General features: G+C 49.4%; 11 protein-coding genes. 2 read left to right on the forward strand and 9 right to left on the reverse strand.

Going from position 1 to position 11,600, the window contains the following annotated elements; genetic code table 11:
- Positions 1–839: 839 nt before the first annotated feature.
- The 5 genes from H8S65_RS20155 to H8S65_RS20175 all read right to left on the reverse strand — a co-directional run bounded on the left by H8S65_RS20155 (position 840) and on the right by H8S65_RS20175 (position 6,010).
- Positions 840–1,490 carry a DUF2490 domain-containing protein gene (locus H8S65_RS20155; RefSeq protein ID WP_186931598.1) on the reverse strand — a complete coding sequence of 217 codons (651 nt, stop codon included), beginning with the start codon at positions 1,488–1,490 and terminating at the stop codon, positions 840–842.
- Positions 1,491–1,570: 80 nt separating this feature from the next.
- Positions 1,571–2,320: a LytR/AlgR family response regulator transcription factor gene (locus H8S65_RS20160; protein WP_186931599.1), complete on the reverse strand. Its 750-nt coding sequence runs from the start codon at positions 2,318–2,320 to the stop codon at positions 1,571–1,573.
- On the reverse strand, positions 2,317–3,432 hold the full coding sequence (locus H8S65_RS20165; protein ID WP_186931601.1) for a sensor histidine kinase: 1,116 nt from the start codon (positions 3,430–3,432) through the stop codon (positions 2,317–2,319). The genes H8S65_RS20160 and H8S65_RS20165 overlap by 4 nt, the downstream gene beginning before the upstream one ends.
- Positions 3,433–3,540: 108 nt before the next feature.
- Entirely contained in the window at positions 3,541–5,082 is a 1,542-nt protein-coding gene (locus tag H8S65_RS20170) for a ClC family H(+)/Cl(-) exchange transporter (RefSeq protein ID WP_186931603.1), read from the reverse strand.
- Between the two features lie 67 nt (positions 5,083–5,149).
- A complete protein-coding gene (locus H8S65_RS20175) occupies positions 5,150–6,010 on the reverse strand; it encodes a hypothetical protein (protein WP_186931611.1) in 861 nt (286 codons plus the stop codon).
- Between the two features lie 93 nt (positions 6,011–6,103).
- On the opposite strand from H8S65_RS20175, the gene H8S65_RS20180 reads away from it, so the two are divergent.
- Complete coding sequence (locus H8S65_RS20180) at positions 6,104–7,012, forward strand: ThuA domain-containing protein (protein ID WP_186931604.1); 909 nt, start codon at positions 6,104–6,106, stop codon at positions 7,010–7,012.
- Between the two features lie 38 nt (positions 7,013–7,050).
- Here the strand turns inward: H8S65_RS20180 and cysK are convergent, their stop codons facing one another.
- From cysK to H8S65_RS20195, 3 genes are read right to left on the reverse strand one after another with little or no spacing between them, the layout of a single operon-like run.
- A complete protein-coding gene (gene cysK, locus H8S65_RS20185; protein WP_186931605.1) occupies positions 7,051–7,998 on the reverse strand; it encodes a cysteine synthase A in 948 nt (315 codons plus the stop codon).
- 19 nt (positions 7,999–8,017) lie between these two features.
- Complete coding sequence (locus H8S65_RS20190) at positions 8,018–9,145, reverse strand: isochorismate synthase (RefSeq protein ID WP_186931607.1); 1,128 nt, start codon at positions 9,143–9,145, stop codon at positions 8,018–8,020.
- A complete protein-coding gene (locus H8S65_RS20195) occupies positions 9,142–10,374 on the reverse strand; it encodes a Cof-type HAD-IIB family hydrolase (protein WP_186931608.1) in 1,233 nt (410 codons plus the stop codon). The genes H8S65_RS20190 and H8S65_RS20195 overlap by 4 nt, the downstream gene beginning before the upstream one ends.
- Positions 10,375–10,463: 89 nt before the next feature.
- Between H8S65_RS20195 and H8S65_RS20200 the strand changes: the two genes are divergently transcribed.
- On the forward strand, positions 10,464–11,108 hold the full coding sequence (locus H8S65_RS20200; protein ID WP_186931609.1) for a DUF6624 domain-containing protein: 645 nt from the start codon (positions 10,464–10,466) through the stop codon (positions 11,106–11,108).
- A gap of 75 nt (positions 11,109–11,183) precedes the next feature.
- On the opposite strand, the gene H8S65_RS20205 is transcribed toward H8S65_RS20200, so the two are convergent.
- Positions 11,184–11,327 carry a hypothetical protein gene (locus H8S65_RS20205; protein ID WP_186931610.1) on the reverse strand — a complete coding sequence of 48 codons (144 nt, stop codon included), beginning with the start codon at positions 11,325–11,327 and terminating at the stop codon, positions 11,184–11,186.
- Positions 11,328–11,600: the final 273 nt, after the last annotated feature.

Here is an 11,600-nt window from a genome sequence, read left to right on the forward strand (position 1 = left end):
GACGCGGATTTCGCGAATAACGCGGATAAGAAATATGTATCAGGTGTTTAATTCGCGTTATCCGCTAAATCCGCGTCAAGAAATCCTGTTTATTTATTTTAATCTGCGTCTATCAGACTTAAACCTCGTATGTGAAGTTGCTCCTATTGATGCCTGTCGCTTTCCAGAAAGGTAGGCATCGGCTGCCGAATAGATGCCTGCCTTTTTCCTGCTACCCTATAGGCTTTTCCCGGACAGGCTAAAGGCTGTATTTTTTAGCCTATAACCTATATTTTATGGGACAGGAACCAATCCAAGCCCTTATATGACAAAACTGAAAACAGGGTTCACGGCGGTAAAAGACTAATGGACAGCGATTTGTTGTGAAGGCTGTGAAGGCTGTGAAACCTGTTTACGATCAGCCAATCCTATCGGTCGATCCCGCCTTTTTTTATCCTGCATTCACAGGGTTCACAGCAACATGCTGATCTACAGAGTCCCCCGAACAGTGTGAACCCTAATTAAATAAAATAACCAGGGGGTATTTAGAGGATAATCTAAGAAAAACTGAACCTGTAAATGGTGATTTATCGGTGTGATCCCTATTCCCGCGCTTGACGCGGGATCGCATTAGGACCGGCCATATAAATTCGATCAAGGTCTGTTCTTTTGCGATCCCGCGTCAAGCGCGGGAACAAGGCAGTTAAATCATTATTTATGTTTCAAAACTAACCTCCGTTGAGTAAGTGACTGCATCACCCAATCACTGTTGAGCTAAATAAATTATCTCATTAGAAAGAATATTTGAACCGTTAAATGGTGACTTATCAGACAAATACAGAAAACTTCCTTCCTGAAGGTCAGAACCGGTGCGAATAGGTCAGGCCGATGCCGTGGCGGTAGTTGATCAGGTCGTAGACGTTGAAAGTATGGTAGCGGTAATAGAGCTGGATGCAGTTCTTGGTATTCATCCGGTAATCGCAGCCTGCGGAATAGCGGATTTTATCGGCATGCATCTTCCCGTTATAGCCTACGTTGTTGAAAGGCTCGACATAGACGAAAGGCTCGAACTCCGAAGAGGCGATCCGGCAGGAGAGGGTGAGCATGCTGCGGAGGTAGTTGGTCGGATGCAGGCAATTTTTCTTGTACGTGCTCTGGAAACGTTCCCGGATTGCAATTTTAAATGCCCCGAACCGATGCGAACCGGAGGCGTACTGGTAATACCGGTTGCGCACTTCCTCTGATGCCTTGTAGCGGACTAACGACATATAGCCGGCTCCCGCCCGTACATTCGGCAAAATGCGATAGTTGATCTCCCCGGTGTTGAGGAACCATCCGGCTTCCCTGAAGTCGTCGCGCGGACGGATATCTTCTTCCAAGATGAAAGAGAAACGTTTGTATATTTTCCCGGACAGGCTGACTTTCAGTGCGACTCCCGTACCTTCCATCGCTAAGAGCGGAGGACATATAAATAGGAATAAGAAGGAAAAACAACAGATAATAGCTTTCATGGCAGAATATGGCGTTCGTTATGCTGACAAAAGTATAAAAAAATGAAGTTTCTTCCGCATAAATACCTGGTAATTCCGGCTTATAATTTCCCTAAATAATGCTTTTCAAGGTATTCGTTGAATTTGTCCTTGTACTGGTTGCCGATCGGGATATAGGTGTCCTTGCCATATATGATGCGGTTGTTGGCGACCGCCGTTATCTTTTCCAGGTTGACGATGTAGGAGCGGTGGACGCGCATGAACCTTTCTGCCGGTAGCCGCTCCTCTAACTTCTTCATGCTTAGCAAAGTCATGACCGGCTTCTGGTCCTCGAAGAAGATACGGATATACTCGTTCTGGCTTTCCATGTAAATGATTTTATTCATGTCCAACCGGATCATCTTGTAGTCCGCCTTGATGAAGAGGTTGTTATTGCCGTTTTCTGCCGGAACTTCCGGGGAGGCGGGTAAAGGGTGTTGTTGGATTTTCGCTTGTAGCTCGTACTGGTGCAACGCTTTATTGGCTGCTTTCAGAAACTCGTTGTAGCCGAAAGGTTTCAGCAGATAGTCGAGGGCATTCACCCGGAATCCCTCTATCGCATATTCCGTATAGGCCGTCGTGAAGATTATGATCGGTTTGTTGACCAATGATTTGACAAAGTCGACCCCGTTCAGGTCGGGCATGTTAATGTCGGCGAAGATGAGGTCTACCGGATCTTTCGCCAACAGGTCGAGCGCTTCCAGGGCGCTGTTGCACGCTTTGACCAATTTCAGGAAAGGAACTTTCTCTATATACCCCGTCAGTTGGATAAGTGCCAGGGGTTCATCGTCTATCGTAATACATCGTATCATAATTGTATGGGTATTATCATAAGGACACGATATTGGTCATCCTTATTTTCTATATGCAGTGTATAATTTGTATCGTAAAGCAGGCGGAGGCGTCTCCGGGTATTTTCGAGGCCGATACCCGTGTCTCCCGTTCCCTTTGCATTGAAGTGGCTGTTTACGATCAGGCAATGCAATTCCTGGTCTTTGATCTCCATGGAAAGATGGATGAACGATTCGTTCTTGTAGCTGATGCCGTGTTTGAAAGCGTTTTCCAGGAAGGAGATGAAAAGCAGGGGCGGAATCTGTGTGTTCGGGATTTCGCCGGGCAAGGAAATCCGGATATCCACCTGCTCCGTGTAGCGGATCTTCATCAGCTCGATGTAGTTGGAGAGGAAATGTATCTCCTTATGCAGCGGTACGGAAGGCAGCGAAGCGTCGTAGAGGACGTATCGCATGATCTTGGACAGTTCCAGCACGGTCTTTTGCGCCTTTCCCTTGTCGATGTCGATCAGAGCATGGATATTGTTGAGCGTGTTCATGAAGAAATGCGGGTTGATCTGGTGTTTCAGGTAAGCAAGTTCCGCCTCGGAAGTCTGCTTTTCCAAGCTCTTCATCCGATGGTCGTCGCGGATGGATTTGAACAGGAACTTGATCGCCATGTTTACCCCGATGATCAGGATGGCGATCAGGAAGTGGGGCGCAATAAACGGAGGGAGCCGGAAACCTCCCGGATCGGGCCGCTGCATCCTTTCCGGGATCATCGGTGGCCGTTCTCCCCGCACTTGTTCCCGGTCGCGGTTTTCCCACGGCGGGCGGTTGCCGTGCATCTCCTGGCCGTTCATATTCCGGATGCTGACAATGATCGTCAGCCCTACCGCGCAAATTGTGAACAACAGGTACAGCCACGATTTCTTACGGATCAGCAGGAACGGGAGCAGGATGTAATTATTGACTAAAAACAGTATCAGGAGCGGGCAGATCATCTTCCAGGCATGGAAAGCCGATTTCCAGTCGACCTCGGAGGTGTTTTCCAACTGGTTGATGTCCCATAAAGGCATGACTAAAACCACTACCCAGATGACTAAGTAGATGAAATTTTCTAATAGTTGAAGCCTGCGTTCCTGTGTTTCCATTTGCATCCCTTTAATACCGGAATTGTTTTGTGCAAAGATACGTGTTTGTCAAAAACAGGAATGGGAAATCAACGAACAGGGATATTTCATCGACGAAACGGGATATTTTCAGTAGATGTTGGCCATGCTCACCAGCGGTTCGTACAGTTTCTCTATATCCTGGGCGTCCAGTTCGATCGTGAGCTGGTCGCCCGGAAGGATGGTTTCGCCGGCAGGCGGGATGTCTTTGCGGTCGCGGTGGATATTTATGATTACGCAATGGTTGGGGAGTTCGAGCGTATCGACCTCTTTCCTGTCGAAATAGGCTCCGGCCATCACTTCCACATTCAATGTCAGCCGTTTCTGCTCCCGGAAGGCCGGTTTGTTGATCATCTCTTCGTAGAACATCACGTTGAACGGCTTTATTTCTAATAGTTCAGTGAAATAATAGGTGAGTCCCCCTACCACGATGGAGGGATAGAAAACCTCGAAATGCCCCGTGATCTCCGTAATCAGGATAATGGCCGTGACAGGAGTGCGCACGACGGCGACCAGGAAGGCGGCCATCCCGATCAGCATGACATAGCTCACGCTTTCCATCCCGATGATCCCGTGTTGCACCAGGATGAGGGCATAGAGTTTGCCGATCAGTCCGCCTGTCACTAAGGTCGGGATAAAGCTCCCTCCCGGCAATCCCGTGGAGAAGGAGAAAACGGTAAACACCATGTGCAGGAACATCATTCCTGCGATCCAATAGAGATTGCTGTTGCCGCCTTCCGCTTGCTGCATCAGGAACTGTTCGCCTCCGCCGGTCAGGTCGGTGATCGTCAGGGAAATGATGTACGCCATGACCAAAAGACCTAACAGCTTGACATATTCCGGTTGCCGGATAGCCGGGTACATCCGTTTGGCGTATAGCATCAGCAGGGAATAGAATTTGCCGAAAACCGATACGATTACGGCAAACAGGATATACAGCTTGATGTGCAGCCCCATCGGCAGGTCGGGGACGATGGCCTGTATGTCATGATACGGGTTGATCGGGAAAATCGTACTGGCGATCGCTCCGGCGACGACACCTGCCAGGATCGTCGTAATGGCCGTTTTCGGCGCGTCGAAGCGTTCGATCGATTCGATCACCAGCGTGGCTGCGGCAAGTGGTGCGGTAAAGGCCGCCGCCAGTCCGGCGCCTGCACCTGCTGAAAGGAGTTGCTTGCGTTCGCCGCTCAGGATGTGCCCCCATTTGCCGACCAGGTCGCCTATATAGGACCCCATCTGTACGGAAGGCCCTTCGCGTCCCATCGAAAGGCCGCTGCTGAGCGTCAGGACACCGCCCGCAAACTTAGCTAAAAGTTGGCGAAGGGAATGTACATACTCGATGCGTCCGTTGATCGCGCCCCGTGTCTGTGAAATGCCTCCGCCTCCGATGTAAGGCCACCGCCTGACCATCCAGGCGACGAAGCAGAGGACTCCCCATAGGGCAAGGAATAAGGCGATATGCTCGTACCAGGGAGGCGAAGACCGGAAGAAGTCCTTCCGCATATTGAAGAATAGTTGCAGCAAATAGTGGTAAGGAACCGCCACCAATCCGGTCAGCAGCCCCACGATCAGACTCACGAAATAGAGTCTGGCATCCACCAGCTTCAGCTTTACTATCCGATTAACCTTCATCCCCCTTTAAACAGAGAGCAAAGGCCGTTAGTTTAATTTTTAATTCTTAATTCTTAATTCTTAATTCTCAAAAGCACCTGATATACCCCAACGAATAGGTCTCATACAGATTATCCTTCATCCCGTGTGTGTACCGGAAGGAGATTATGTTTTTCTTGATCTCGTATCTGAGGTTGTTTCGCCAGTGTATGGGGCGGTCGCCGTTGTTCTCGTATCCGTAAAACCCGGCCAGGTTGGTGGCGAGCGTGAACCCCCTGTATTTGCCGGTGACCCCGACCCCGTAGGAGATGGCGTCGTTCTGGCGATGCACCATGTCGTTCGTCATCCAGCAATAGAACCCGGCGAGCGCCTGCATACGGATCAAGACCTTCCCGTCGGCACTTTTCCACAGGTTCCGGCCTACGTTTACATCGAGCCAGTAGGAAGCGGCGTCGGTAAAACGGGCGTCGCACAGGCGGCCTCCGCTGGCCGTCTTGATGTTGGCGCTGATGGTCGCGTCCACCCATTTCTCGCTTTTCAGGACTTGGAAAAAGGAGCTGATAACGATGTCGCCGTTATATTTGATCGGGCTTTCCGTCTCCACGGCAAAACGTTCGTCGCGCGTTTCCGGCGTCATCTTATATTTTTCCTTGAAGCACCAGTTCACTTCGATTCCCGCACGCCCCCTGAAGAACGGCAGCAGGGCGCGCCCCACGATGTCCCAGGTCTTGTCGCCCGTATAATAATGGTATTCGCCCCGTACTTCCACCTCGTACCGTTCGCTCACCTGTCCGTCCCTCATTTCCGGGATCGGGAAAGCGTTCGGACCGAAATAGCGCGGGGAATAGATGAGCAGTTCTGTCTTGTCGCGCCAACTGTCGGCATGGCTGTCGGCTACGGAAAAAGCAAATACGAATGTTATCAGTAGTATTCGGGATAAATGTTTCATCATGGATGTATTTTTTCTTAAGGCCACAAAAGTACATATTTCATATTGATTTAGTACATTTGCCTCAAACAAATCTTTAAACCATAAAATACCATGAGACATTTAAATTTTGGAAAGCTGCTTTTCGTTGTCTTTTCCCTCTTGTTCGCCTGTACGGTTTCAGCGCGTAAACCGATTAAAACGTTACTGATCACAGGACAAAACAATCATAACTGGCAGGTGAGCCACGTTGTGCTGAAGCAAATCCTGGAAAATTCCGGCCGTTTCGATGTGGACTTTGCCGTCTCTCCCGGACAGGGAAAGGATATGTCCGGCTTTGTGCTCGACTTCAGCCCTTACCAATTGGTGGTGCTGGACTATAACGGCGATTCGTGGCCGGAGGAGACGAACCGCCGTTTCCTGGAATATGTGCAGAACGGCGGCGGCGTTGTCATCTACCATGCAGCCGACAATGCTTTCTCCAAATGGCCGGAGTTCAATAAGATCTGTGCCTTGGGCGGCTGGGAAGGACGTAATGAAAATTCCGGCCCGTATGTGTACTGGCAGGATGGCAAGCTGGTCAAGGACAGTTCGGCGGGTGTCGGCGGTTCGCACGGACGCCAGCACGAATATGTATTGAACGGGCGGGATAAAGTGCATCCTGTCGTGAAAGGCTTGCCCCTGAAATGGCGCCATGCCAAGGATGAACTTTACGACCGTATGCGGGGACCGGGCAATATCCGGGATATTTTCTACACCGCCTATTCGGATAAGGAAACCGGAGGTTCCGGCCGTGAAGAACCGCTGGTCTTTACGGTCGATTACGGGAATGCCCGCATCTTCCATACGATGCTTGGGCATGCAGGCGCTACGCCGGAAGATAATATCGCGATGCAGTGTACAGGCTTCCAGGTGCTTTTGCTTCGCGGCGCCGAATGGGCGGCAACCGGAAAAGTGACCCAGAAAGTCCCGAAAGATTTCCCGACGGAGACGACTTGTTCTTATCGGAGAGATTATAAGTGATTGTTACTTTTGGCTTGACCCAAAAGTAACAGATAAGTTTATAAAGGATATTCCTCGAACGCGTACAACACCGTAGACAAATATCTCTCGCCCGTATCCGGCAATAGTGCCACGATCGTTTTCCCTTCGTTCTCCGGGAGCTTGGCCAGTTGCAGGGCGGCATATACGGCTGCACCGGAAGAGATGCCGACTAAGAGGCCTTCCTTTTGCGCCAGTTCGCGTGATGTGCGGATGGCGTCGTCTCCTTCTACCTGGATGATTTCATCAACCACCGAGGCGTCGTAGGTTTTAGGGATAAAGCCTGCACCGATCCCCTGTATCTTGTGCGGTCCGGGCTTGCCGCCTGAGAGCACTGCCGAGCCGGCCGGTTCCACGGCTACGATCTTGACATCCGGGTTGTGCGCTTTCAGTCCTTTGCCAACGCCGCTGATAGTTCCGCCCGTTCCGACTCCTGCGACGAAGATGTCGACTTTCCCGTCCGTATCGCGCCAGATTTCCTGTGCGGTCGTTTTAGCATGCCGGGCGGGGTTTGCCGGGTTTTCGAACTGTTGCAGGATGATGGAGCCGGGTGTTTCGTCGCGCAGTGCTTCCGCTTTGGCGATAGCGCCTTTCATCCCTTCCGCTCCGGGAGTGAGGACCAGGTTGGCTCCTAATGCTTTCAACAGGTTACGACGTTCGAGGCTCATGGTTTCGGGCATTGTCAGTACCAATTTATAACCTTTGGCAGCCGAGACGAAAGCCAGTCCCACGCCAGTGTTTCCGCTGGTCGGCTCTATAATGGTTGCTCCCGGTTTCAGCAAGCCCTTTTCTTCCGCGTCTTCAATCATTGCCAATGCGATGCGGTCTTTTACGCTGCCTGCCGGGTTGAAGTATTCCAGCTTTCCGATTACTTTTGCTTTCAGTCCTTTACTTGCGTTGAAGTTTGAGAACTCCAACAACGGTGTATTGCCTACGAGGTCAGTCAGTTTTTTTGCTATGTGTGCCATGTAAATTAAAAATTAAAAATTAAAAATCAAGAATGAGATGCATCATTGTTTGCATTTTTGCTTCCGTCTCCAGCCATTCGCTTTCTGTTTCCGAAGAGGCGAGAATGCCTCCGCCTGCATACAAAACAAACGCGTCGGCAAGGATGTTCATGCAGCGCAAGTTTACATACAGGTCGCTCTTCTCTTCGGGAGCCAGCCAGCCGATAAAACCTGAATAATAGCTCCGGTCGTAGCCTTCGTTCTCCCGGATAAAACGATACGTCTCCTCTTTGGGCAGTCCGCAGACCGCAGGTGTGGGATGGAGCCGTTCCAGCAGGTCGCCGAGTTTTTTATTATCGGGCAGGGGAAAGCTGAAATCGCTTTTCAGATGCGACAGTTCGCCGGCGCGTACCGGGGCCGGCGCGGTTTCTGTCGGTTTGATGCCTAATGCTTGCAGCTGCTTGCGGATGTAAAAGGCCACATATTCCTGTTCTTCCCTGTTTTTGTCGTCCCATTCTGTCGGCAGTTCCCCGTTTTGAAGCGGTTGCGTGCCGGCAAGGGCGACCGTATGCCATTCCCCTTTCTCGCCGGAGAGGATGATTTCGGGCGTACAGCCCAGCCACGTGCCTGTCGCAGGCGTATGGCAGAGATAAACATACGAATATTTGTACCGCCTGATTGCCTTATGGAAAGCGGCGGCAGGGGAGAAGTCCGCTTTGCCTGCCGGAATCGTTTGGCTGCGTGACAGCACGAGTTTCTCGAACTGCTTTCGGCGCAGCGGTTCGATGAAGGAATTGAAACGGCGGTTGTAATCTTCCTTCAGGTTCCCTTTACATGGAACTTTTGTTTCCCTTGCATGAAACTTTTGTTCCATAAGCGTGAAACTTTTGTTCCCTGAGCATGGAACGTCTTCCCCCTTGTCGAGCGGGAGTTCACGGATGTCCGGCCGGATCAGCACGATCGGGTGTTGTTCGCTTACATGAAAGGGAGCAATGACGAAACCGCTCTGTCCGTCCAGTTCTTCAATGTTATAGAGAAGACGTGCAAAACCGGAGGTCTGCATGGCGAAACGGGGCGATTCTCCCGGTATCCGCCAGAGTGCAAAACTCCGGTTTTGTCTGATTAATGCATCGATTACCTCACAAGCCCTTAATTCGTCTGGTGTCATTTCTTTTTTAATATACTGTTGACTACACGGATGGAAGATACCAATTTGTCTGTGGATGTGAATACATCGACGTTCCAAACGTGTGAAGAGCGTCCTTTGTGAATAATGGTTCCAACGGCGCGAACGGTATCGCCCTCGTGGGCGGATGACATGTGGTTGCCGCTGACCTGCATACCGACCACGATTTCGTCCGGCTTGGCGAGGATCATCGATCCCAATCCCGCAACCGTTTCTGCCAGTGCGAGGGTCGCTCCGCCGTGCAGGATGCCGAACGGCTGGCGGGTACGTTCGTCTACCGGCATGGTCGCTTCCACACGATCTTCGGATGCGTAGGTGTACTGGATGCCGAGGTTACCCATCAGAGCGTGTCTGGCACGCATATTCAACTGGTCGAGCGGTACTTCCGTCGGACGTATTTCGGCCAGGATTGCCCGTTCGACGGCAAAAGCAACCCCTTCTTCTTCGTTGGTGAGTGTCGTTTTGTCCACACAAGCCTTTACCGAATCGTCTGCGTTTCCCATTGCAATGCCGACGCCGGCCAACTGCAACATAGTCACGTCGCAGACTCCGTCACCGATTGCAATCACCTCTTCCGGCAGTACGGACAGTTTGGTCATCAGCACGCCCAATGTGTTTCCCTTGTTGATGAACTGGGGAACGACTTCTAAGAAATAAGGTTCCGAGCGGAATGCATCCAGCACACCGTCGAGGCGTTTCTTCCAATGATTTTCCAAGCCGACCAACGATTCCTCGTCGTCACTCGCCAACATACATTTGCAAGGTGGGAAATCGACAGCTTCGGCAAAGTTGTCGACGCCGATCACCTGCATGTTATTCAGGTTGGCTTCCTGGATGACATACTTGTTATCCGGTTTGTCCGTCAGAATAAAATCTTTGTGATAGGTGAAGATGGCAAAGTCGTTTTTCTTCGCTTTCTTCTCAAAATAGGGAATCCATTCCGGATCGATACGTTTCTCGAATAATAGCTCGCCGGTCTGCACGTTGATGATCTGACCGCCGTTGTAAGAAAGAATGTAACCTCCGTAATGATTCAGTTCCAGCTTTTCAGCGATGGGCATGACTCCATTAGTCGGTCTTCCTGATGCCAATACAATATGTACTCCCATTTGCTGTACCTTCAGAAGGGCAGCCTGGGTACGGGGACTGATCTCTTTTTTGTTGTTGAGCAGCGTCCCGTCTACGTCGAGAACTAATAATTTATACTTCATGGCCTCTCTGTATTTTTTGTTAATGATACAAATATACGGAATTTTCAGTACATTTGCTAAATGTCTTTTCTTATCAAATTCTTATTAGTATGAAAAGTCGGATTTTATTAGCGTTGTTGTTGAATGTGTCGTGTTGTTGCATGGCACAGGAAAGTTTGTCTGTGGATTCAATGTTATGTGCCATCCGTGACAAAGACCAATCGATAAGACAAAAGATCATGCCTATGCTTGCTTCTGGTAATCAAGATAGTATTATGGCTGTAGTAGTACAAATGAACATGATTGACAAAGAAAACCAGACATTTGTTTTTGGACTTTTGGATAATCAGGGGTGGCCTGATGGTTTGTCGGATAAGGCGAATTCGGCTATTTTCTTGGTGATTGACCATGCTGAATTTGCTGCCCAAGAGAAATATTATCCGGTAGTGAAGGAAAAAGCTGAGCAGGGAATTATTGGTAAAGAAGATGCCGCTACTTTGCAAGATCGTATTTTGATGAAAAAAGGCGAAATGCAGGTTTACGGAACACAAACAACAAGGGTTGTGATAAACGGAGAAAATATTAATTACCTTTGGCCGGTTAAGAATCCGGATCAATTAGATAAACTCCGAAAAGAGGTAAATTTACCTCCGATCGCTGAATACATTGCGGTTTTCGAGAAACAGGGAATAAAGCTCGTTTGGGATAAATCACTATCTGTAGATGACTTGAAAGCTAAGATGATACAAAAATAATCTTTACGATTGCCGGGAACGTCAACCGTCCTGAAAATAATTTTGTCTGCTCAGCAAAAGTGCAAAAATCTCCTCTTATTTTTTCTTTACCAAGTCAAACCGTTGGAAGCTCCAAACGTTCTCGTCATAATCGTCCCGTTTGTAATGGCTGTCGCAGATGTAAAGGCCGTCTTTCAGGACGACAATCGAACGGTTCTGATAGCGGTAGTCCGGCAACAACGTCTCGCCGATGATGCGAATTGATTACAATATCCCCCTAAAAAAAGGCGATTTTGTATAGTTGCTTGATTTACAATAGTCTGTAAAAATAGCAGTTTGTTAAAAAATATTACCCTTGCGTGTAAATTGAATTAAATGGGGTATAAATTCGGATGGGTCTTGTTCACATTTGCTGCCTTATACACAAATCATCATTCTTTTGAGAAGTTCTATGCTTGCTCGTCCATAACACATTCTTTTAATCATCTTTAATTTGTTGACAAATCCTTCGGT

This window comes from Parabacteroides hominis (assembly GCF_014287585.1).
Lineage (GTDB): Bacteria > Bacteroidota > Bacteroidia > Bacteroidales > Tannerellaceae > Parabacteroides > Parabacteroides hominis.